This window comes from Pantoea sp. X-Soil-OKNW-713 (assembly GCF_059730685.1).
In genome coordinates this window covers 189,905-211,995 of sequence record NZ_AP035996.1, presented here as the reverse complement: position 1 = coordinate 211,995, position 22,091 = coordinate 189,905, and the positions used below count along the sequence as shown (strand labels likewise).

The window sequence follows — 22,091 nt, the reverse complement described above, 5'->3', positions numbered from 1 at the left end:
AGAGAAAATGTACGCCGCAGCGCACGCTTAAAATGCGTTGTCGGTTGCCAGCAAAGCCTGTTCCAGCGCCTCAGCGGACAGGCTAAACGGCAGACGTTCGGCACTGGCGGCCGGGAATTTAATTTGCTGCGCGATGGCACGAATACGCTCAGCGCGATCGCCGCTTAGCGGAGCCAGCGTCAGCGGCATATCGTATTGACGCAACAGCGCCAGTAATTCAGCATCCGGTACGCCATCATGTTCGATGAGCGACTGAACCAGCAGGCTGTAGCCGACCTTTTCGCCATGCAGCCAGTGATGCAGCTCCGGCTGGTGGGTCAGGCGATTATGAATGGCGTGAGCAAAACCTGGGGTGGGCAGCACGTCGCGTACGCTGTTCGCCAGCCCGGCCAGCACGATATTGGCATCAATGACTTTTACCAGCGCCGGGGTGACCTGCTGCTGCTGATTGGCGGCCACCGCCTCCGCGCCAAACTGACGAAAGGTATCCAGCGCGCGTAACGCGGTCATCACCTTGAGATCGAGCGCCAGGTCGTCGGGGTTGTGGCGTTGATAAGGGCGGAATTCGTAGTATTTTGCCAGCGCATCAACAATACCCGCCTTCAGATAACGGGCGTCGCTGCGCGCGATCACTTCACTATCTACCAGCACCAGTTCAGGCATTTTGCCAAGCGGCTGGCTGCGCACATGCCCGCCCTCCGGGGTGTAGATAATCGCGACCGGCGACCAGGCGGCACAGGTGGCGGCCAGCGTGGCGAAATTAATCACCGTCAATTCCGGCATCTGGCTGCCAACGGCTTTGGCGGCATCCAGCACGCGACCACCACCAATGGCAAACAACAGTTCCGCGCCTTGCTGCTCAACATTGTGTTGCAAGGTGGCGATGGCGTCATCGGTGCATTCACCGTGCAGATATTCCAGTTGCCAGCGAATGCCATGCGCCTCAAGGCTGGTGGTTAATTCTGGGTTCACCGCCTGCCAGGCGTTGGGAGAAGTGAAGATACGGATATGTGTGGCGTAAGGTTTAATAAACTCACCAGCGCGTGCGCGCAGGCCCGCCTCATGCGCATAGGCGCGCGGAGATTTAATCGCTAACACGGCGTTACCCTGATAAAAAGAAAGGCTATAACGGATAAAATTGAGTTGTTACAGAGAGTTAATGCGAATTTGTTATAGCGCTGTATGCTTTCTGCATACTACGGTAAATAAGGATTTAAGCAATAAAAAAGCGGTGATTTCATTTTCACAAATATGCATTAGCTTAGTTATTTTTTAGATATAGCGCGCATAGCCTTTGCTGTTAATCTCATTACCCTTCACGCGTGCCTTAATTATCATGCGCGTTGCCATAAATTCGTAGCGGCGTGATTTAGCGCGCGAATCGCAGACCAGCGCGATAAATCGCGCCGCCTTAAACGCCAACAGGGCGGTTTTTCCGGGGAATACTATGCAACTCGATTTTCGCCAGGTCAGAGAAGACGAAGTTGAAACTTACCAGGCGCTGATGCATGCCGCTTACGCATCCACCAAAGCACTGGGAATAAAATTCGATGCCGCCAGCGCCGATCTTGAAAAAACGCTGCGTCATCTGCAAAGCCACGGGGTGTATGGGTTATACGCCGATGGCGAAATGGTTTCTTCCATTACCATCCGCTACCCGTGGGGACCACTACCCGGTCCGTTTGGCTTGCCGCATATTGGCTGGTTTGGCGCGCATCCCGACTATCCCGGTCAGCAATATGGTCGCAAGATTCAGGACTGGCTGGAGCAGGAGATCATCATTGGTCAGTTGCGTGCGCCAGCGGTGTCGCTGGGGACCGCCATCAGCCATCCGTGGTTAAAGGAAATGTACCTGAAGCGTGGCTTCCAGCCGATGCATACCACCGACCTGGGTAAAGGCCATATCACGCTCTATATGAAGAAAGTGCTGGATGAAAGCGCACATGATGCCTGGCTGACGCGCCAGGCAGCACAACAAGGGAACAAGGCATGAGTACCATTGATGAAACCGCGCTGGGAGACTATCTCGTCGCTTTCCGCCAGGAATTGCACCGTTTTCCAGAACTGTCTAACCAGGAATTCGAAACCACCGCGCGTCTGCGCCAGCAACTGGAACACCATCAGATTCGCATTCTCGATTTGCCGCTGAAAACCGGCCTGGTGGCTGAAGTCGGCCCGCAACAGGGGCCGTTGATAGTGCTGCGATCCGATATCGATGCCCTGCCGATTGAAGAACAATCTGACGTCAGTTTCCGTTCCGAACGACCGGGCGTCATGCATGCCTGCGGTCATGATTTCCATAGCTCAGCCGCGCTGGGCGCAGCAATTTTGCTTAAAAAGCAGGAAGCCACCCTTCCCGGCCGCGTTCGTATCTTGTTCCAGGCGGCGGAAGAGACGGGCCAGGGTGCCCCGGACGTGATTGCCACTGGCGCATTGCAGGATGCCGTGACCATTTTCGGCATCCATAACGATCCTTCATTGCCGCCCGGCGTCATTGGCAGCAAAGCCGGACCTCTTACCGCCGCCGTGGACCGTTTTGATATCACCATTACCGGCACCGGCAGCCACGCTGCCAAACCGCATGAAGGTAACGATCCGATCATCGTCGCCGGGCAGATTATCGCGGCGACGCAAACTCTGATCAGCCGTAACGCCCCGTCAGCGGATAATGCCGTGGTGTCGATTACCCAGGTTCACAGTGGCAGCACCTGGAATGTGATTCCCGACAGCGCCTGGCTGGAAGGCACGGTGCGTTCGTTTTCGCAAACCACCCGTGAACGGCTGGAGCAGCGTTTTCGCGAAATCGTGCATGGAATCGGTGCCGCCTTTGGCGTGGGTGTGAAATTTAACTGGCATGCGGGGCCGCCGTCGGTGGTCAACGATGCGTACTGGGCCGATTTCGCGTTACAGCAGGCCAGCGCCAGCGGTTTTGAAGCCCGCGTAGTGGAAGCCAGCCCGATTGGCGAAGACTTTGCCTTCTATCAGCAGCAATTCCCCGGCGCCTTTATGATGATTGGCACCGGTGAGCCTTATGCGCTGCATCATCCGGCATTTCGCATCAACGATCAGGTGTTGCTGCCGACGTCGCGTTACCTGGCAAATCTGGCCGTAGCCGCATTGCTCAGCCAGGAGCCACAGCCATGACCCTGTCCCGCGCATTGGCAGAACGTATTGTTCACAGCCAACCCGATCACCTGGCGCAGACCAAAGCGCGCGAAGGCATACGTGATTTCCTCGCGGTGAGCTGGCCGGTGCTACGCGGCCAGGTACCGGACAGCGGCTTACCGGCGCTGCGCACCGTTTACGGCGATGGCAGCATCCGTTCCCAGGCGTTGTTACTGGGCTATGCCAGCCATGCGCTGGATTACGATGATTTCCATGCTGATTTTCGTGGCCATCCCAGCGTGGTGATCCTGCCGGCGTTGTTTGCCTGGCATCAGCACCAGCCACAAGCCACGCCTGAGCAGTTCCTCGATGCTTACGCCATCGGCGTGGAAGTAGCCGGACGGCTCGGTCTGGCGGCCAGTCAGCAACATTACGCGCTGGGATATCACAACACCGCCACGCTTGGCACCCTCGCTGCGGCTGCCGCGCTGGCCCGTTTTCTGCGGTTGGATGTCGTCGCAACCGCGACCCTGTTGGGCATCGCCGCCACCCAGGCGAGCGGCTTACGGGCGCAATTTGGTTCTGCCATTAAACCGTTGCACGCCGGATTTGCGGCGGAACGGGCTGTTGCAGCGGCGCAGCTGACGCTGGCCGGAATCGATGGCAAACAGGATGGCGTGCTTGAGGCTTTCCTCGCGGCCAGCAGCAACGGTCAGGCACAGCCGGAAAAGCTGTCAGAAAACTGGGGCGCGCCCTGGCGTATCATCACCCCGGGGCTGGAGTTCAAACCTTTCCCGACCTGCGCCGGGACTCACAGTGCCGCCGAGGCTGCGCGCTTATTAAGGCAGGAGTGGCTGACAAGCGGGCAACCGCTGGAGGCATTGCTTGATAACATCGTCGATATTAGCGTCGCGTTCCCGCCGGGTGGCGATATTGCGGCGTCGATACAAGTGCCAGCCAACGGCATCGAGGCACGCTTCAGCCTCGAATATGTTATCGCCGCAATGTTGATGTATGACGACCTGCGTCTGGAGGATTTTGCCGAAGGCGACCTCAACCATAACGTGATGCCGCTGGCGGCAAAAGTACGGCGTACGCCAGATGAATCCGCCCCACCGGATGCAATTAACCCGGCGCTGCGCTTTCATGAGGTGACGTTGTCACTGAAAAATGGCACGCAAATGCGTCAACGTCGTACCCGGCAGGAATCGCTGGCCGATGCGGTGGATGTGGCGGGCAAACTGCGTCTGGCGCTGAGGCAGGAAACGGCAGAACGCCAGGCTTTGTTGTGGCAAAGCAGTGAGTTAAGGACGTCAGCAGATTTGCAGGCGTTGGCAGACGTGTTGCGGGGATAGATGCCTGTCATCAAGTAACAGCGCGATAAATCGCGCCGCTACGTAATACGCGATTTATCGCGCGCCGTTACGGATGGATTAGCAATACGGCGGAATAAATGCCTGTACCGGCGTGAGTTCCCCGGCATACTTCCTGACCTGCACCACGGTAATTTGCCCGCTACAGCCCTGAGTTAATGACGAGGTGCCAATATCCAGCGTCAGCACGTTGGGATTCCCATGACGACACAATGGCCGTGCAGCGGTGGGATCAACCGGATCGTACCAGGCTCCCGTCGGTAGCTGGACCACGCCCGGCATGATGGTATCGGTGACGCGCGCGCTGGCCAGCACATGTCCCCGCTGGTTGTATAACTCGATAATGTCGCCATCATTGATGGCTAACCGCAACGCATCCTGCGGATTCAGGCTGCATACTTCCCGGCCATCACGTTTCCCGCTCAGACTGTAATCACCAAAATCCAACTGGCTATGCAGACGCGTGGCGGGTTGATTGGCGATCAGCCAGAACGGATGTTCATCGTTCGGTTGTTGCTGTGGTTCGCGCCATACCGGGTGTCCGGGGCAGTTTTCATAATCAAAACTGGCGATGGTGGCCGAGTAGATTTCGATTTTTCCACTCGGCGTCGGCAGCGGTGCCGCATCCGGGTCGGCGCGGAATGCGTTGATCATGCGCCCGCCGTCCTTCAATTGCGGCAACTCCACAACGCCCTGTTGCCAGAACTGCTCAAAGGTTGGGACCGTGACCTGATGCGCGGCAAGCTTTTCCTGCAACTGCTGGTAATGATGCTGCAACCAACCGCGCGTATCGCGTCCTTCGGTAAACGCCTCTTCCCGGCCCAGCCTGCGTGCCAGTTCACTGAAAATCGCGTAATCATCTTTCGCCTCAGCATAAGGTTGCGCCACGGGTTGCATGGCGAAGAGATGGCGATCGGTCGGTGCTCCACCTATATCTTCGCGCTCCAGCGTCATGGTGGCGGGTAACACAATGTCGGCGTGTCTGGCGCTGGCCGTCCAGGCAATTTCATGGACAATCAGCGTATCCAGCTGACAAAACGCCTGGCGTAAGCGCGCCAGATCCTGATGATGGTGGAACGGATTGCCGCCCGCCCAGTAAGCGAGGCGGATATGGGGATAGGTCAGGCGACGGCCATTGTAATCAAACTGCGTGCCGGGGTTGAGCAGCATATCGGCGATGCGCGCCACCGGGATCAGGCGGTCGATACCATTTTTTCCCTGCGGCAACGCCGGGAAGCTGACCAGGTTATGATGCTTACCATAGTGACCAAGTGCACCGAGGGCGTAGGTGTAACCGCCGCCGGGCAAGCCGGGTTGCCCCAATGCCGCCGCCAGCACCAAACCCAACCACACCGGCTGTTCGCCATGTTCGGCACGTTGCAAGGCGTGCGCCACCGTTACCAACACACGTTTACCCTGTAACTGACGGGCAAATTGGGCGATAAACGCCGCATCAACACCGCAAATCGCCGCCGCCCACTGGGTATCACGTACCGTGCCATCCTCTTCGCCGCGAATATACGCCACCATCTGCGGCCAGCCTACGGTGTAGCGGGCGAGGAAGGCTTCATCGGTCAAGCCTTCCGCAATCAGTACCGAAAGCACGCCAAGGATAAACGCCGCGTCAGTACCAGGATGTAGCGCCAGCCACTCACCCTGAGCTTCATCCGGTAAATCACTTTTTAATGGGCTGACGGAGATAAAGCGCGTGCCGCGTTGTGCCGCCTGCTGCATAAAGCCACGTTCGGTGTGTTCGCTCAGGCCACCACTGGCAACCTGTGAATTTTTCAGCGCCAGACCGCCAAACGCCAGCACCACGTCGCTGTGTTGGGCAATCTCTTCCCAGCTTACGCCGCGGCGGGCAATCTCGTTCATATCGCCCACGATATGTGGCAACAGCACGGACGCCGAACCGGAGCTGTAGCTGTTGACCGAGCGTACGTAGCCACCCAGGGTGGTATTGAGAAAACGATGTACCTGGCTTTGCGCATGGTGGAAACGCCCCGCGCTCGACCATCCGTAAGAACCACCAAAAATGCCTTCCGGGCCATAGTTGTCGCCAACCCGTTTTAATTCGTTTGCCACCAGGGTATAGGCTTCTTCCCAACTGACGGCAACATATTCATCGTTACCACGGCGTTGATCCGGTCCGGGGCCATTTTCCAGCCAGCCACGACGTACCATCGGACGCGCCACGCGCGCCGGATGGCTGAGGGCGTGACGGAAATTTTGTAACAACGGGCTGGGATCGGGATCGCGGTGGAATGGCTCAATGGTGAGTTGATCGCCCTGCTGTTGAGCATGGAAAGCTCCCCAGTGTGCGCTGTGCATGACTGGTTTCTGCGTCATCATTGTTCCTGGCTAAAAAAGAAAAACGGTGCTTAAAGCACCGTTGCAATAAAGTTTCTCACGCGCCCGTTTTCCGGGTCGTCGAGTACCTGCTGGGTCGGACCGGCGGCGACAATTTTGCCACCTTCCATAAACACAATGTTGTCGGCCACTTCACGGGCAAAGCCAATTTCGTGCGTGACGATCACCATAGTGATGCCGGAATGCGCCAACTGTTTGATCACCTGCAACACCTCACCCACCAGTTCGGGGTCGAGTGCGGATGTCGGTTCATCAAACAACATCACACCAGGGTCCATCGCTAACGCACGGGCAATCGCCACGCGTTGCTGCTGACCACCAGAAAGATTCTGCGGCCATTCATCTTCACGGCCCGACAAGCCCACCTGTTTCAGCAACGCCAGCGCTTCGCTGGTCGCCTGCTGGCGACTCTGCTTTTTGATGCGCATCGGGGCATCGATGATGTTCTGCAACACGGTACGATGTGGAAACAGGTTAAACTGCTGAAATACCATGCCAATTTCCGCACGCTGACGCGCAATCGCGCTACTGCTCAGCTCGTGCAGTGCCTGACCTTTCTGCTTGTATCCCACCATTTCGCCGCCGATACGGATGGTACCGCCATCCAGCTTTTCCAGATGGTTGATACAACGCAGCAGCGTCGATTTCCCGGAGCCGGAGGGACCCAGGATCACCGTCACCGACCCCGCCGGAATATCGAGGTTAACTTCATCCAGGATGGTGACACCGGAGAAACGTTTGGTCACCTTACGCAGCGCGATTGCCTCAGCCATTGCTCACGCTCCTTTCGGTCTTGGTGGCAGAAAAACGTGGCAGCGACTGCCACAGGCTGCGCTTCTCACGACGTGTCACGCCGCGACCAAAATAGCGCTCGACATAATATTGTCCAATCGACAGGACCGAGGTCATCAGCAGATACCATAAAGTTGCGACCAGCAGCAGCGGGATCACTTCATAGGTGCGCTGATAAATAATCTGCGCGGAAAACAGCACGTCCTGAAGCGAAATGACTGAAACCACCGCCGTGGTTTTTAACTGACCAATAATTTCGTTACCCGCTGGCGGCATAATGGCGCGCATCGCCTGCGGCAGAACGGTATGGCGGAAGATCTGCGCCGGACGATAACCCAACGCACGGGCCGCTTCCAGCTGACCATTACCTACGCTCTGGATGCCCGCGCGTACAATTTCTGCCGCATAAGCGGATTGATGCATCACCAGCGCGATCACAGCCGCACTGAACGGGCTTACCAGCGAGTTGGACTGCGCGCTCCAGATCTCACCCAGTCCCGGAATCCACAGCGAAATTTTGGGATAGAGCGCCGCAATGTTGTACCAGAGAAACAGCTGCACCAACATGGGCACACCGCGGAAGAACCAGGTATAGGCCCAGCTCACCGCGACCAGTACCGGATTGGATGACAAACGCATCAACGCCAGTACTGTACCGAAGGCAAAACCCAGCACCACGGATATCACCGTGAGTTGCAGCGTCATCAAGACGCCCTGCAAAATGGAGGGGCCGGTGAAGTTCTCCGCAATCACCCCCCATTCAAAACGCGGGTTGTTGATCATGGAGTGCGCCATCGCCACGACGCACAACAGTACCACCAGCGCACTCAGCCAGCGTCCGTAGTAGCGTTTGCCGACGATCTTCAGATCGTCGGTGTGGTCCTGAAAATCACTCATTTAAAGATCTCGTCATTGCGTTTAGCTTCGGTCACAGCACCAAATCCAATCCCCCAGTTGTCGAGGATTTTCTTGTAGCTACCATCTTTGATTAATGAGTTCAGGGCCGCCTGGACAGCCGGTTCCAGTTCAGACTCTTTCGGGAAGGCAACGGAAACCGGGTAGTCGGTTACGCTGATCTCACCACTCATGGTCAAAGGTTTGATGACTTTAACCTGCCACAGCAGACCTTCGTACGGACCGAGGAACATCGGCACGCGTCCACTCACCACCGCCTGAACACCAGCCGGACGGTCCGGGAAGACCGAAACTTTGATTGGCGGTTTGCCCGCGGCTTCACAAGCTTTGCTGGCTTCTTCCAGACGGGTTACCTGAGTGGTGCCAGAACCCGCACCCACTTCTTTGCCGCACACGGCATCAAAGGATTTGAAAGGGGCGATATTGGCGTCTTTCTGCGAGATGATGCCAAGCAGGCTGGCATTGTAGTAGCTGACGAAATCTACCTGCTTAGTACGCGCTTTAGTCGCGTTGATGTTGGAGAGCGCGACATCATAACGACCGGTTTTCAGGCCAGGAATGATGTTGTCGAAGCCACCGGTATCTTGCCAGTGCACCGGGATACCGAGGCGCTCACCTACCGCATTCATAATGTCGATTTCACGACCGGCCAGAGTTTTGTTGTCTTCTTTATAGAAGGTGGTCGGTGGCGTGTTGGGGTTGGTTCCGGCAACAATGTAGCCACGTTTCACGATATCCGCAGGTAACAGGCTTTTCAGCGCCGGATCGGCTTTAACATGGACTGAGCTGTCGGTGGGAACAGATTGTTCAGCGGCAAACGTGGTGTGCGCACTCAGAGCAAGTGCGAAAAGGGTCATTCCTTTTGCGAATTTCACTGGAACCTTTCTCCTGATATTTAAAATGTTTCCCCAGCGGGAAAAGGCATTGGAGGTAGCGATGTATTGTTCACCTCATAAGCCACATTTATTTTGTGCCTTACGGGTTTATTCATCCTCGTAATGTCCCGGGGTCATTTTCTGTGAATATATGCAGGGATCACAAATGCGAAAAACAGATATCTATTGCCGAAATCTGGCAATAGACTTTTTCAGTGAGTCGGAGGAGACACGAAGTTGTGGTCAGCAGCGGAATTAAAGGGATTTTGGCAGAGAATCAATGGGCTACAAATGCAGCATTCACCTCTCTTTTTATTCTTAGACATAACCATGTTTTCTAAGCGATTGCAAAACGCGCGAGGGCAAACGTCCATCACCTAATAACCGTGAGTGCCTGATAAAATTTCTCCGCAGCACAATTGACTCAGAACAGCGCGATATTTATCAGCAACGCCGGGAATTTTTCCATCCTTCAGTATGTTGTAATTAAATACCCCTCCCCTGATGCGAATCGAACGAATGTTAACCAATTAAGGAGAAACCAGGGAGATTCCTTACTCAATATATACAATGATAATTATTCTCATTATCATGCGCATTTGCTTACAAACGTTAACATATCAGGGAGAAATCTTAAGTGAATGTAACCAGATGTAGCCAAAAGCGACCTATCGCGCTGTTTTTGGCCAGCCTGCTGAGTACGTCAGCTTATGCTGCCAACGAGGAGCCAACCGATAAACTGGCTGACGATGAATCAATGATCGTCACGGCGGAAGAGGAATTGAAGCAACAGCCGGGTGTTTCAACCATCACGGCGGAAGACATTCGGAAAAGTCCGCCGGTTAACGATTTGTCCGACATTATTCGTAAGATGCCCGGCGTGAATCTCACCGGTAACAGCGCCAGTGGCAGTCGGGGCAATAACCGTCAGATCGATATTCGTGGCATGGGACCAGAGAACACCTTAATTATGATTGATGGTGTCCCTGTCACTTCGCGTAACTCAGTACGGTATAGCTGGCGCGGCGAGCGAGATACACGCGGTGATACCAACTGGGTGCCCGCCGAAATGGTTGAGCGCATTGAAGTCATCCGTGGTCCGGCAGCATCACGCTACGGTTCAGGAGCGGCGGGTGGCGTGGTGAATATCATTACCAAACGCCCGACTAACGACTGGCACGGCTCATTGTCATTGTTCACCAATCAGCCGGAAGATGATAAAGAAGGTGCGACTAAGCGCGCCAACTTCAGCCTGAGCGGACCGTTAGCCGGAGATGCGCTGATCATGCGTTTGTATGGCAACATCAATAAAACGGACGCCGACGCTTACAACATCAATACCGCGGAAAACGGTTCCTATGCGGCAGGCCGAGAAGGTGTGCGTAATAAAGACATCAACACGGTGTTTTCCTGGAAAATCACCCCGCTACAAATTGTTGATTTCAGCTATGGCTACAGCCGCCAGGGCAATATTTATGCGGGTGATACGCAATACAGCAACGGCAATATCAGTCCGAATGGTTTGGTCGAGTCACTTTATGGTGATGAAACCAACCGCATGTATCGTCAGAGTTATGGTGTAACTTACAACGGCATCTGGGATTGGGGTACGTCTAAGCTCAATTTTAATTATGAGAAGACCAACAACACTCGCTTGCAGGAAGGTTCGACCGGTCGCGTTGAAGGGATGATCAACAGCAATGACTACGCAACCAGCCGTCTCGAAAGTTATCGCGCGGGGGGTGAGATTAACTTCCCGGTTGAATTGCTGGTTGATCAAACCATGACATTGGGTGCCGAATGGAATCGTGATGAATTGAATGACCCCGCTTCCATGACCGCGACCGATGTATCAGGTGTGATTATTGATGGCGTTTCGGGTGACCCAGCCTCACGCAGCAGTAAAAATAGCGCCACCATTAGTTCGCTTTATTTTGAAGATAACATCGCCGCCACCGACAGTACTGAGGTGATTCCCGGCCTGCGTTTCGATTATCACAATAAATTTGGTGCTAACTGGAGCCCGAGCCTAAATATTTCTCAGGGGCTGGGTAATTATTTCACCCTAAAAGCGGGTATCGCTCGCGCCTTTAAAGCACCGAATCTGTATCAATCGACGGAGGGTTATTTACTCTCTACCCGTGGCAACGGCTGCCCGGTGGGGATCTCTACCGGAAGTTGCTATTTGTTAGGTAATGAAAATCTCGATCCTGAAATCAGCGTCAATAAAGAAGTCGGGATCGAGTTCCACAATGACGGTTACACCGCCGGTATTACCTGGTTCCGCAATGATTATAAAAATAAAATCGTCGCGGGTGACGAGGCAGTGGGCTACACCTCAAACGGATACAATGTGTTGCGCTGGGAAAACGGTGGCAAAGCTATTGTTGAAGGTCTGGAAGGCAACCTGACGATTCCGGTGATCGACGATACGCTGGAGTGGCGTACCAACGCTACCTATATGTTCCGTTCGGAAAGTAAGAAGACCGGTAACCCATTGTCGGTGATCCCGGAATTCACCATCAACTCGCAATTGGACTGGCAGGTCACGGACAAACTGGACGCCAATATCAACTGGACACAGTACGGTCGTCAGAAACCGCGCCAGTACGCTGAGATTCGTAACGAGTCCGGTGCCATTTCTAATCGTGAAATCAGCCCCTACTCTATCTTTGGTCTGAACGTAAATTACGCTATCACCAAAAATCTGCGTGCCAACGCGGGTATTAACAACCTGTTTGATAAGCGGGTTTATCGTGAGAATGATGGCGCATCCACCTATAACGAGCCAGGTCGGGCTTATTATGCTGGGGTGACGATGTCGTTTTGATGAATGCCACCACCCTGTTGGATATTGACAGGGTGGTTGTTCTGAAGTGGATAGTTATTTGCCAGACGGGTGCGAAATGATGTTGAGTTCAATGGCGAGACTGATGGCATGTTTAGCGTTATTCACACCGAGTTTTTTCACAACTTTACCCATGTGAAACTTGACCGTACTTACCGTAATATCCAGCATACGTGCGATTTCAGGGTAGGTTTTCCCGGTACTGCTCCAGTAGAGAATTTCGTTTTCGCGGGCTGAGAGTGTATTTTCTATACGCTCATGAATTACGTTTTCTTCACGATAAAGATGGAAAAGCAACTCGTGCATGTCGATTAAAAGACCCTGAATATCATTTTTATTTTTTCTAACATTCTCATCGACTTCAGGCATGATAAACTTATTAATATATAGTGATAATAAGGCAAGATTATTGTGAGGATCATGGAGAACGAATGTCTGACCACTTACAACATCATATGGCTTGACTGAATTAAATATCTTTTTTATTGTCCACTGCGAATTAATCATCAAATTTTCGTCCCAAACAAGAGGTGAGACGCGATTCAATGCATTAATCATAACAGGATCGATACTTTGATACTGGTTCTTTACATAAATTTCAGAAAAATAATCTGCTAAATTGCTGATAACAACGATGTCATCAATCTTCCTCTTAGCCATTACTATAAATGCGTAATCTATATCTCCATATTGTGACAGACGCTTCTCCAAGCTTTTCTTAATATATTCATTCTTTTCCGCATTAGAGAAGAAACCATTACTCATTTCCTTGTCCCTCTACATTTATTATCTTACAATAGTTTTCTCTGACTCATGGAGGGATAGTAACTTAACGCCTACTACAACACAATTAATTGACATAACCGAGCATGAAGGTTGGAACCAGCCTGAAGCCGACTGGCCCAATTTCCTACCAAAAGTGTGTAGTTACATCAATGCAAGCATGGCATTGAATCATCATCGTTAAGGCTCACGCCAAACGGGGTGGAGTTCAGGAAAACCTTCAATATTCAGGCATGATGAGCTGACACGATAACCACATCGTTCAAATAAGGCTAATGAGCTTAATGTCGTACATTCGGCATAACACCCGACTTCCTCGCGTTTAAGCAAGGTGTTTAGACTACCAAGCAGAATCGTTCCGATCCCTTTCCGACGATGCAGATTCTCAACAGCAATAAGGAATACGTAATAATGACTCTGCAACCTGGGATGATGACGGTCAAGTCCGCTCATAAATGATGCTATGTTTTTATAATCAACCCCACACTCCTGCTTAAGCAAACTATCGAGTCGTTCATTTTCTTCTTTAGTCATTTCCATCAACTGCGGATGAAAATATACCAGGACGCCAACGTCGTCCTCAGCCAGAAGAATGCCGCCATTTTTTTGAGCAAGATCCACATAAATACGGAAAAATTTTTTCATTGTACCCAGACGTCTTGACATGTTCTCATCAGTAAAGGCGAATTTGAGTACTGGATCGTGATAAAATTCTGAAGCCAACAACTCACAGACTTTTTCCAGTTCGGAAGTTTTCGCATGTCTACATTTCATTGTTCATTTCCCTAATAATTTAATAATCATTCCATTATGTTTTATATTCAGACCAGTGCGCGCTTATTCTTTAACTCATTAATAAGACTATCAATTGCTGCTCGTGTCACATGCGGCATAATAACGATATGTGCTAACTTTCCTCTGCCACTGAGTTGGAATTGATTGAAGATCTCTTCTCTGGGACGGCTAAAAATCACCACCAGCGATTGCGGTCCACGCTCAACACAAAATGAAGGATGAATCGCTTTTACCGATTGCATCTGTTTATAAGCATAAGCGGCAAGTTTCTCGCAGCGTGCTGCAATAGCAGCCTGCATCGTGGGTGTCACCGTATTTATGGCGTACCAGAGAATTAATGCGGCCAAACCATTGCGCGTCCCCCCCAGCGTGGTATCCGGTGTATCGACATATTCAGGCAATGTCGCCGGAAGCATGCGATACTTTTCCTTGCTCATGTAAACGCCTGAAGCAAAGGGCGCACCAAACCATTTATGGGTACTCATCACGATCGAATTCACAAACGGTAGGCGAAAATCAAAAAGCGGCCCTCTCTCTGACGTTAGCCGCTGTTCACTGGCTAACTCCAGGTAAGGCAGATACGCAGCCCCCAATGCCCCATCGATATGAATCCAGCAGTCCGAATGATCACAACCATGCCGTTCCAGAATGCCTGACACCTGCTGCCATACCCGCACGGCGTCATCGAATCCGCCCAGAAATGTCGTACCCACATTCAAAACAATAATCGGTGGATGCCCTCTGGAGACGAAGAAATCGACCAACGCCGACAATGCTCCCACATCCACCGCACCATACTGGTCCACCGGTACGCCATTGGGCCATTGACCATCTGGGGTGACAGGACACTGTCCCGGAAAGTATTTATTACCCGCTTCCTGAAAAGCGGTAATATCCAAAACATTTGCACATTTTTCTAGTGAATAATGTGCTTCCTGAGAATAATAAAGCACCGGTTCACGCATCGTATTCTGACATATTCCCCCGGCTCTCGCCCGTGAGCTGAAATATTCACGCGCACTCCATAATGCGTACATATTTCCCTCCGTGGCCCCCATTGATAACACGTAGCCCCAAAAGGAATCCTGAGTCAAAGGCGAGCGCGGAACCGCATGCCAAAGCTTGCAAAAGTAGTCCAGCACCTCTTGTTCCAACTCGCGTGTATTCAATAAGGTCGAGTTGGCTTCGTAAGGGTCACCGAGATTATTCAGGTGAACATCGATAAATGGTGCCAGTGCCGAATAGTCGAAGTTTTGATTAAGGGGATAACCTAAAGATAATTTCTGACGACCGATGACTTCACTGTAAATATTTCTCAACCGCTTCATCACATTTTGCTGCGCCAGTTCTTCAGGACAGGCTAACAAATGAGGGTTGTAATTCCCGCACCTTCCAACCTCACTCGAAATGAATTTATTTACGTCAATTAATTTTTCCATAAAAATACTCCATAAACGCGTACTGACGTATCACCCAGACAACCATTGAAATACACCACTGACTGTCATCCTTAAACAAATCGTTTTTATCCTGCCATATTCCGAAATGATTTGTCGCGTTAATGGTAACAACTCAGACCAAATAAATATATCTGGCTCACAGATGATATATATTCATTTCTGAATATATAATAGTTTTCGTGAATTTCGTTATTTATGTATTCAGGTATAGCAGTTATTTCCCTACCCCGCCTCCACCAGCAAACGTCCCAATTCCCCCGCCAGTTCTGAGTTCGCCTGCCCGGCCCGCTGCACCAGCCCTACCTCGCGGTAAAACGTCTCCGCTCCCATCTCCACCACCCGCACCGTCTTCGGCCAGCGCTGAGTCGGTTGGGTTTGTGGCACCAGCGCCACCCCCAACCCATTCGCCACCAGTTTTACAATCGCCTCCAGCTCATCCACTTCGCACAGCTCCTGCACATCGATACTGCGCTCCCGCAGATAACGGTCCACCTGGCGGCCACCAAATGAAGTACGGTCATAACGAATAAACGGATGTGTCGCCAGCAATTGTGCTGCTTCGTCCCCCGTCACCTGACGCGGCACAATCAATCGGTAGGGTTCGCGACGTAAGGTGGTCCAGTGCAAATCGGTTTGCAACGCAAACGGCGGGCGGATCACTGCCGCCAGATCCAGCTCCCCGGCGTCCACCAGGTTGACCAATTCCAGCGACAAACCCGGTACGATGCGCGTCTGGCAACCGGGAAACTGCTTATGAAATCGCGTTAACGCAGTGGGCAACAGCGAACGCTGAATAGACGCAATTGCGCCCAGGGTGACGCGAGCTGCCGGACGGGGCAGTTCGGCCTTATCACCGAGATGCCGGTATAGCGTCAGCAGCTCATCCACCTGCGGCAGCAATTGTTGACCGCGCAGGTTAAGCCTGGCGCTGCGCCCGCTGCGGTCAAAAAGATCAAAACCTAACTCGGCTTCCAGTCTGAGCATTTGCGCGCTCACCGCTGCCTGGGTCAGACCAATTTTGTCACCCGCTGCGGCAAAGTTGCCCTCCTGCACCACCACCATGAAGGTTTTTAGTTCCCGAATCATCGATGACACTCAAAAATTATTTGTATTAACCCCAACTATATATTGTTTTTATTCAAACAAAACCATTCGTATGATTTTGAGCAGACGCTGCACCAGCGGCGCACCGCCCCCTCTTTTTGATGCTGGAGACACTATGAGCCTTTCCCCTTTTCACCTTGCCATCCCGGTTTACGATCTTGATGCAGCACGCACCTTCTACGGCACCATTTTTGGTCTGGCAGAAGGTCGCTCCAGCACCCAGTGGGTCGATTTTGATTTTTATGGTCATCAGTTGGTGATCCACGAGCACCCCAAAACCACCTCCCAGGAAAACGTACATTCCAACCCGGTCGACGGACATGATGTGCCGGTGCCGCACTTCGGCATTATTCTGCATTGGGATGAGTGGGAAGCGTTGGCTGAGCGCCTGCGCGGGTTCAACACCAAATTCGTGATCGAACCCTATATTCGCTTTAAAGGGCAGGTCGGCGAACAGGCCACGATGTTCCTGTTCGACCCGTGCGGTAACGCGCTGGAATTCAAGGCGTTTAAAGATATGAGCCAGCTGTTTGCCAAATAAGTTTTTGGTGTCAGCCCGCGTGCTTAACGGAAAAAGTGCGCCAGGGCAGCGGCCAGCGCCAGCGGTTGTTCATCCGGGATGAAATGGCCACTATGAGCGATAGTGATCCCGGTGACATCGTCGGCAAACTGCCGTAGCGGCGTCGCCATATCGGGGATGGAACCCTGATCGGCGCTGATTGCCAGCAGCGGCAGCGTCAGTTTGCCCTGCTCACGCAGCGCCCGATTCTGCTCCGCCGATTGCGTCACTACCCGATAGGGTGCCAGTCCGGCGCGCAACGCGCCATTCTGGCGTAGCAAACGCACATATTCAGCCATGTCAGCGTCGCTGAATACCATCGGGCTGGCGGTTTTACGCCGCAGAAACCACTCCAGATAAATCTCCTCGCGCCCACTGATTAAGGCTTCCGGTAAATCAGGCAATAAATGGAAGGCAAAGTGCCAGGTCTTCCAGGCTTTATCCGGCGTGGCTGGAAGCGCCTCGGGCAATGTGATCCCCGGAATGCCCGCGTCCAGCAGCGCCAGTTTGATAACTTGCTGGCTGTAGCGCATGGCATACGGCCAGGCGACCCAGGCTCCTACGTCATGTGCGGCCAGGAAATAGCGCGGATGACCAAGCTGTTGCATCAGCCCCTGAACCTTAGCCGCCAGTGCCTGAGTATCGTAACCAGCCGACGGTTTGTCGGAGTCACCCTGTCCGGGCAAATCCGGCGCGATAATAAAATACCGATCGGCCAACTGCGCCATGACCTGATGCCAGGCGTACCAGCTTTGTGGGAAGCCAGCCAGCAGCAGTAAAATTTCTCCCTGCGGATTGCCGCCGCTGACATAGTGCAGACGAACGCCCTCCACGGTGGCGTAGTGATGCGCAAAACCGGGCAGATTCGCCACCGGCTGGGACCAGGGTTGGGCGATAGCATGATCGGACATGTAAACCTCCAGTTATTTAGGAAATGATTATTTCCTTATTAGGTAAAAAATTTTAATCCAACAGCGTCAGGGCGCTGGCTATCAGTCGCTCACGCGCCGGTAAATCCTGCATTTTTCCCGCCACGCGCATCCCCAACACCAGACAGAGCAACACGCCTCCCACGGCTTCAGCGTCAAGTTGTGGATTAACCGAACCATCCTGCTGCCCCTGCTCCAGCAATTGCAGCATCGATTGCTGGTTGCGTTCGAGCGCCGCACGCACCAGTTCAGCAAGCTCTGCATCCAGTACCTGGAGCTCGATAGCACTCCCCACCACCAGGCAACCGCGCCGCCCTTCAATATCACTGGCGGATTCAAGGTAAAAACGCAGCACTTCAGCAATACGCGACCGGCCATCCGGTTGTTGCGCCAGCCGCTGGCGCAGCGCCTGATTACGTAACGAGGTATAGCGCGCAAACACCTGCAAAAACAGGCCGCGTTTGTCGGTAAAGGCTTTGTAGATACTGCCGGCGGTAAGTTGCATCGCTGCGCTGAGATCGCTGATTGACGCGCTGTGGTAGCCCTTTTCACGAAATACCAGCATGGCACGATCGAGCGCGGCATCGGTGTCAAACTGACGCGGGCGACCGCGTTCACGGGGCTGTACAGACATCTTCTTACCATTTAGGAAATAATTGATTCCTAAATGGTGCCACAGTTTTGTTTTGAGGGGAAGCACGATAGCTCGCGGCTGATTTCATATTCTAATCACCTTGCCACTTGCCCTGTTTAAATTTACAGTATCGACCTTACCCAATCCTTCACCTAAGAAAACCTTATGCGAACAACGGATACGTTACGCCTGCTGCTGCTGGCAGCCATCTGGGGAGCCAGTTTTTTGTTTATGCGCATTGCCGTTCCGGCATTAGGTGCCGTCAATACCGCGTTTCTGCGCGTGGTGTGCGGCAGCATCGGCCTGCTGGTGATTATGGCTGTGCTGAGAATGCCGCTGCGTTTCGACGGCAAATTGCGCTGGGCAATGCTGCTCGGGGTGATCAACTCCGGGCTGCCGTTCCTGATGTATTGCCTCGCTGCGCGCGTGTTGCCCGCTGGCTATTCCGCCATCCTGAACGCCACTGCACCGCTGATGGGCGTGATCATGGGTGCGGCCTTCTTTGCCGAAAAACTGACGTTGAAGAAAGTGATGGGTATGGTGGCGGGGTTTGCCGGTATCCTGCTAATCAGTACCACCGGTGAAGCGCATCTTACCCGCGCGTTAATCCTTGGCATTCTGGCCTGTCTGGTGGCAACCACCTGCTACGGCATCGCTGGGTTTCTCGCCAAACGTTGGATCACTGCACGCGGAGGGATGGATGCCACCAAAGTAGCGTTTGGGAGCCAACTGGGGGCATCCTGCTTTCTGCTGCCATTCTTTGCCGTTACCGCGCCGCAGACCGCAGCCAGCCAGTGGCAAATCCCGGAGGTCTGGGCTTGCATTCTGGCGGTGGGCTTTATCTGTACGGCGCTGGCTTACATTCTTTATTTCCGCTTGCTGGCGGATATCGGCCCACTGCGTACCCTGACCGTGACCTTCCTGATCCCACCCTTCGGCATTTTCTGGGGTTGGCTGGTACTGGGCGAGGCGTTAAATGAAGGATTTACCGCCGGAGCGTTGCTGATCGTTTGTGCGGTTTGGCTGGTGGTCAAAGCTGACCGACCAACCCCGCAGGTCGCCAGCGTAAAATAACCCGACTACTTTTTGCTGGTCGGTTTCATGCTGCGATTCAAATCCTGAATGCGCTTCATGGTTTTGACGGTGCGCGTCGCATTGGCCGACGCCACCGACAAAATCAGCATTTCCAGACACACCAGCACCGCGCTATGCAACGGCATACGGCCATCTTCGCCGCCGCGTGGCACATTGATCACGACATCCGCTTCTTTGGCGAAAACAGAATCCGCGGCATTGGTCAGCAAAATAATCGGGATCCCCAGACGTTTTGCTTCCTTGATGGTGGTAATCCCTTCCCGATGCGCCGATTTTTGCGCCATCATGATCAACACGTCACCACGTTGTAAGGCGATAAGTTGTTCCGCCAACGCAATACCGGAGCGATTTATCGAGACTGCCGGAATACCAATACGCACCAATAAGCGGCGGCTATAATCCGCCAGCACACCTGAGGCATTAATGCCAAACAAGCCAACCTGACGCGCCTCAATTAATAATGCCACCGCGGCGGCAATGGCCTGACGATTATGCGGTTCAGCTAACGCATCACAGGCGCGTTTATGTCCATCCAACACAAAATCGATCCCGGAGTTAATATCGCAGGAAAGCTCACTGACGGTGGTGGCCATTTTTTCTTCGGAATTCATGACCGGGCCAAACCAGACTTCCAGCGTTTTTTTTAAATCTCGTAATCCGGCAAAACCTAATGCCTGCACCGCACGGACTACCGTGGCGTCTGAACTGTTGGTCGCTGCCGCAATCTCCATTGCCGTGGCTTCCACCACCGCCTCACGATTTTCATGGATATAGCGCACCACGGTTTGTAGTTGTGGTGAAAGTGAAGCAGCCCGCGCGCGATAGCGTTCACCCAGAACATCGACACGATTTTTTATTTTATTTACTGACGCCATATTATGTCCGATCTGTTTGTTTTAAATGAGATTGTTGCCGTCTGGCGCACTCCCCACGGCCACATCCGTAGTGACACCAAAGGAATTTCACAACAAAAACTACAGGGAAATGTGACGGAAAACCATCGTCTTATATCTTTATAATTGATATTATTCAATAGGTTATTAATAAAATGACCGGTTCAAAAATGTCGATATTGTCGCTGTAGCGACTCGGGTATTTTTTAAATTTACTACTACATTCTCTCATGGTTGAATGATTCTCAATTACATCATAACACACCAAATTCGCTGAGAAAGAGAGGCGATCGTTGAATTCTAAGGCGTTAATCATCCGGCCATTACGTGGGGTAATGGCCCTGTTTTTACTGCTGCTGAGTAGTCACGCGTTGGCAAAAACCATCACCGATATTGATGGCAATCAGGTCACCATTCCTGACAATCCACAGCGCATCGTGCTGGGTGAAAGCCGTATGCTGTACACGCTGGCAATGCTGGAACCGGGTGATCCGTTCAAATATATTGTCGGCTGGCCGCAGGACCTGAAAAAGTATGACAGCCAGACCTGGGACATCTTTGCGCGTCAGTTTCCGCAGATGCTGAAGATCCCGACGCTGGGTTCCGGTGGTATCAATGATATAAACCCGGAGCAGGTGCTGGCGTTAAAACCGGACGTGGTGATCCTGCCAAGCCTGGCACGCTATGACGACGGCGATTTGCGCCTGGCAGCGATGCTCAAGGCGGCGCACATTCCGGTGGTTAAAATCGACCTGCGCGTACATTTGCTGAAGAACACCACGCGCAGCGTCGCGATCTTTGGTGAAGTACTGAACCAGCAGGCGCGAGCCAACGCCTTCAATGATTTCTACCGCGCACATATGCAGGTGATTCAGCAGCGTCTGGCGAGTTATCAGGGGCCAAAACCGACGGTGCTGCTGCAACTCCATCTCGGACGCCGCAACGAATGTTGCGTCACCGCCGTAAAAGGCAGCCTGGGTGAGTTGCTGAACGCGGCCGGAGGCGACAATATCGCCAGCAAAACTGTGCAAGGCGTGTTTGGGCGTCTGAGTGAAGAGACGGTGATCGCCACGCAACCGGATTACTACATCGCCACGGGTGCAGGGGATAACGATGCGCAAAGCGCGCTGAAGTTAGGTCCGGCAGTGGCTCCGCAAGCAGTGCAAAGCAGCTTTAACGCCATGACCGCAAAACAGAACGGCCTGCGTGAACTGAAAGCACTGCGCAACGGTCATGCGGCGGTGATTTGGATGAATTTCTACCTCAGTCCGTGGCATATCGCCGCCACTGAGTTTATGGCGAAGACGCTGTACCCGGACCTGTTTAAAGATGTCGAACCTGAGCAAACCCTGAAACAAATCTTCCATGACTATCTGCCGATTCCGTATAGCGGCACGTATTTCCTGCAACCACAGCCATAAAATGCCTACCTTCTCGTAGCGGCACGGTTTATCGCGCAATCCTGTGCATGATGCAGGAAAAAGCCGCGCGATAAATCGCGCCGCTACTGCCCGTGCAGAATTGCGTATCTGCCTGCGATAAATCGCGCCGTTACGGAAAA

The 22,091-nt window shown here is 53.0% G+C and carries 19 protein-coding genes; 7 read left to right on the top strand and 12 right to left on the bottom strand.

The features are described from left to right. Window positions 1–27: 27 nt before the first annotated feature. Window positions 28–1,098, bottom strand: coding sequence for an iron-containing alcohol dehydrogenase family protein (locus tag AC6I8R_RS21430; protein ID WP_497832862.1), 1,071 nt, complete (start codon window positions 1,096–1,098; stop codon window positions 28–30). Window positions 1,099–1,447: 349 nt separating this feature from the next. On the opposite strand from AC6I8R_RS21430, the gene AC6I8R_RS21425 reads away from it, so the two are divergent. From AC6I8R_RS21425 to AC6I8R_RS21415, 3 genes are read left to right on the top strand one after another with little or no spacing between them, the layout of a single operon-like run. Next, window positions 1,448–1,993 carry a GNAT family N-acetyltransferase gene (locus AC6I8R_RS21425; protein ID WP_415174624.1) on the top strand — a complete coding sequence of 182 codons (546 nt, stop codon included), beginning with the start codon at window positions 1,448–1,450 and terminating at the stop codon, window positions 1,991–1,993. Next, the gene (locus AC6I8R_RS21420) at window positions 1,990–3,144 is read left to right on the top strand and encodes an amidohydrolase (RefSeq protein ID WP_497832861.1); all 1,155 of its coding nucleotides are present in this window, start codon (window positions 1,990–1,992) and stop codon (window positions 3,142–3,144) included. The genes AC6I8R_RS21425 and AC6I8R_RS21420 overlap by 4 nt, the downstream gene beginning before the upstream one ends. Then, entirely contained in the window at window positions 3,141–4,460 is a 1,320-nt protein-coding gene (locus AC6I8R_RS21415) for an MmgE/PrpD family protein (protein WP_497832860.1), read from the top strand. The genes AC6I8R_RS21420 and AC6I8R_RS21415 overlap by 4 nt, the downstream gene beginning before the upstream one ends. Before the next feature lie 78 nt (window positions 4,461–4,538). Here AC6I8R_RS21415 and AC6I8R_RS21410 read toward each other — a convergent pair whose 3' ends face one another. The 4 genes from AC6I8R_RS21410 to AC6I8R_RS21395 are packed head-to-tail and all read right to left on the bottom strand — an operon-like array spanning window position 4,539 to window position 9,412. After that, a complete protein-coding gene (locus tag AC6I8R_RS21410) occupies window positions 4,539–6,827 on the bottom strand; it encodes a molybdopterin-dependent oxidoreductase (RefSeq protein WP_497832859.1) in 2,289 nt (762 codons plus the stop codon). 32 nt (window positions 6,828–6,859) lie between these two features. Then, window positions 6,860–7,621: an amino acid ABC transporter ATP-binding protein gene (locus tag AC6I8R_RS21405; protein WP_497832858.1), complete on the bottom strand. Its 762-nt coding sequence runs from the start codon at window positions 7,619–7,621 to the stop codon at window positions 6,860–6,862. Continuing rightward, entirely contained in the window at window positions 7,614–8,537 is a 924-nt protein-coding gene (locus AC6I8R_RS21400; protein ID WP_208725817.1) for an amino acid ABC transporter permease, read from the bottom strand. Before AC6I8R_RS21400 ends, AC6I8R_RS21405 begins: the two co-directional genes overlap by 8 nt. Further along, the gene (locus AC6I8R_RS21395) at window positions 8,534–9,412 is read right to left on the bottom strand and encodes an ABC transporter substrate-binding protein (RefSeq protein WP_208726612.1); all 879 of its coding nucleotides are present in this window, start codon (window positions 9,410–9,412) and stop codon (window positions 8,534–8,536) included. The genes AC6I8R_RS21400 and AC6I8R_RS21395 overlap by 4 nt, the downstream gene beginning before the upstream one ends. Window positions 9,413–10,067: 655 nt before the next feature. On the opposite strand from AC6I8R_RS21395, the gene AC6I8R_RS21390 reads away from it, so the two are divergent. After that, window positions 10,068–12,260 carry a TonB-dependent siderophore receptor gene (locus tag AC6I8R_RS21390; protein ID WP_497832857.1) on the top strand — a complete coding sequence of 731 codons (2,193 nt, stop codon included), beginning with the start codon at window positions 10,068–10,070 and terminating at the stop codon, window positions 12,258–12,260. A gap of 54 nt (window positions 12,261–12,314) precedes the next feature. Here AC6I8R_RS21390 and AC6I8R_RS21385 read toward each other — a convergent pair whose 3' ends face one another. The 4 genes from AC6I8R_RS21385 to AC6I8R_RS21370 all read right to left on the bottom strand — a co-directional run bounded on the left by AC6I8R_RS21385 (window position 12,315) and on the right by AC6I8R_RS21370 (window position 16,402). Further along, on the bottom strand, window positions 12,315–13,043 hold the full coding sequence (locus tag AC6I8R_RS21385) for a helix-turn-helix transcriptional regulator (protein ID WP_497832856.1): 729 nt from the start codon (window positions 13,041–13,043) through the stop codon (window positions 12,315–12,317). A 198-nt stretch (window positions 13,044–13,241) separates the two neighbouring features. Next, a complete protein-coding gene (locus AC6I8R_RS21380; RefSeq protein ID WP_497832855.1) occupies window positions 13,242–13,835 on the bottom strand; it encodes a GNAT family N-acetyltransferase in 594 nt (197 codons plus the stop codon). 47 nt (window positions 13,836–13,882) lie between these two features. Next, window positions 13,883–15,295, bottom strand: a complete 1,413-nt coding sequence (locus tag AC6I8R_RS21375) for a pyridoxal-dependent decarboxylase (protein WP_497832854.1) — start codon at window positions 15,293–15,295, stop codon at window positions 13,883–13,885. A gap of 243 nt (window positions 15,296–15,538) precedes the next feature. After that, complete coding sequence (locus AC6I8R_RS21370) at window positions 15,539–16,402, bottom strand: LysR family transcriptional regulator (RefSeq protein ID WP_208725824.1); 864 nt, start codon at window positions 16,400–16,402, stop codon at window positions 15,539–15,541. 133 nt (window positions 16,403–16,535) lie between these two features. On the opposite strand from AC6I8R_RS21370, the gene AC6I8R_RS21365 reads away from it, so the two are divergent. Then, window positions 16,536–16,961, top strand: coding sequence for a VOC family protein (locus tag AC6I8R_RS21365; protein WP_497832853.1), 426 nt, complete (start codon window positions 16,536–16,538; stop codon window positions 16,959–16,961). A gap of 23 nt (window positions 16,962–16,984) precedes the next feature. Here the strand turns inward: AC6I8R_RS21365 and AC6I8R_RS21360 are convergent, their stop codons facing one another. Both AC6I8R_RS21360 and AC6I8R_RS21355 read right to left on the bottom strand, forming a co-directional pair. Then, window positions 16,985–17,890: an alpha/beta fold hydrolase gene (locus AC6I8R_RS21360; protein WP_497832852.1), complete on the bottom strand. Its 906-nt coding sequence runs from the start codon at window positions 17,888–17,890 to the stop codon at window positions 16,985–16,987. 52 nt (window positions 17,891–17,942) lie between these two features. Further along, window positions 17,943–18,542, bottom strand: coding sequence for a TetR/AcrR family transcriptional regulator (locus AC6I8R_RS21355; RefSeq protein ID WP_415174637.1), 600 nt, complete (start codon window positions 18,540–18,542; stop codon window positions 17,943–17,945). A 165-nt stretch (window positions 18,543–18,707) separates the two neighbouring features. On the opposite strand from AC6I8R_RS21355, the gene AC6I8R_RS21350 reads away from it, so the two are divergent. Further along, the gene (locus AC6I8R_RS21350; protein WP_497832851.1) at window positions 18,708–19,616 is read left to right on the top strand and encodes a DMT family transporter; all 909 of its coding nucleotides are present in this window, start codon (window positions 18,708–18,710) and stop codon (window positions 19,614–19,616) included. A gap of 5 nt (window positions 19,617–19,621) precedes the next feature. Here AC6I8R_RS21350 and AC6I8R_RS21345 read toward each other — a convergent pair whose 3' ends face one another. Next, a complete protein-coding gene (locus AC6I8R_RS21345) occupies window positions 19,622–20,512 on the bottom strand; it encodes a MurR/RpiR family transcriptional regulator (RefSeq protein WP_208725834.1) in 891 nt (296 codons plus the stop codon). 353 nt (window positions 20,513–20,865) lie between these two features. On the opposite strand from AC6I8R_RS21345, the gene AC6I8R_RS21340 reads away from it, so the two are divergent. Beyond that, complete coding sequence (locus AC6I8R_RS21340; protein WP_415174643.1) at window positions 20,866–21,951, top strand: ABC transporter substrate-binding protein; 1,086 nt, start codon at window positions 20,866–20,868, stop codon at window positions 21,949–21,951. The last annotated feature ends 140 nt before the right edge of the window (window positions 21,952–22,091 follow it).

Coding starts and splice junctions, on each gene's coding strand:
- AC6I8R_RS21395 (WP_208726612.1), bottom strand. CDS start 9,412: ATGACCCTTTTCGCACTTGCTCTGAGTGCGCACACCACGTTTGCCGCT.
- AC6I8R_RS21355 (WP_415174637.1), bottom strand. CDS start 18,542: ATGTCTGTACAGCCCCGTGAACGCGGTCGCCCGCGTCAGTTTGACACC.
- AC6I8R_RS21425 (WP_415174624.1), top strand. CDS start 1,448: ATGCAACTCGATTTTCGCCAGGTCAGAGAAGACGAAGTTGAAACTTAC.
- AC6I8R_RS21375 (WP_497832854.1), bottom strand. CDS start 15,295: ATGGAAAAATTAATTGACGTAAATAAATTCATTTCGAGTGAGGTTGGA.
- AC6I8R_RS21380 (WP_497832855.1), bottom strand. CDS start 13,835: ATGAAATGTAGACATGCGAAAACTTCCGAACTGGAAAAAGTCTGTGAG.
- AC6I8R_RS21370 (WP_208725824.1), bottom strand. CDS start 16,402: ATGATTCGGGAACTAAAAACCTTCATGGTGGTGGTGCAGGAGGGCAAC.
- AC6I8R_RS21365 (WP_497832853.1), top strand. CDS start 16,536: ATGAGCCTTTCCCCTTTTCACCTTGCCATCCCGGTTTACGATCTTGAT.
- AC6I8R_RS21385 (WP_497832856.1), bottom strand. CDS start 13,043: ATGAGTAATGGTTTCTTCTCTAATGCGGAAAAGAATGAATATATTAAG.
- AC6I8R_RS21345 (WP_208725834.1), bottom strand. CDS start 20,512: ATGGCGTCAGTAAATAAAATAAAAAATCGTGTCGATGTTCTGGGTGAA.
- AC6I8R_RS21410 (WP_497832859.1), bottom strand. CDS start 6,827: ATGACGCAGAAACCAGTCATGCACAGCGCACACTGGGGAGCTTTCCAT.
- AC6I8R_RS21405 (WP_497832858.1), bottom strand. CDS start 7,621: ATGGCTGAGGCAATCGCGCTGCGTAAGGTGACCAAACGTTTCTCCGGT.
- AC6I8R_RS21400 (WP_208725817.1), bottom strand. CDS start 8,537: ATGAGTGATTTTCAGGACCACACCGACGATCTGAAGATCGTCGGCAAA.
- AC6I8R_RS21340 (WP_415174643.1), top strand. CDS start 20,866: ATGGCCCTGTTTTTACTGCTGCTGAGTAGTCACGCGTTGGCAAAAACC.
- AC6I8R_RS21360 (WP_497832852.1), bottom strand. CDS start 17,890: ATGTCCGATCATGCTATCGCCCAACCCTGGTCCCAGCCGGTGGCGAAT.
- AC6I8R_RS21350 (WP_497832851.1), top strand. CDS start 18,708: ATGCGAACAACGGATACGTTACGCCTGCTGCTGCTGGCAGCCATCTGG.
- AC6I8R_RS21415 (WP_497832860.1), top strand. CDS start 3,141: ATGACCCTGTCCCGCGCATTGGCAGAACGTATTGTTCACAGCCAACCC.
- AC6I8R_RS21420 (WP_497832861.1), top strand. CDS start 1,990: ATGAGTACCATTGATGAAACCGCGCTGGGAGACTATCTCGTCGCTTTC.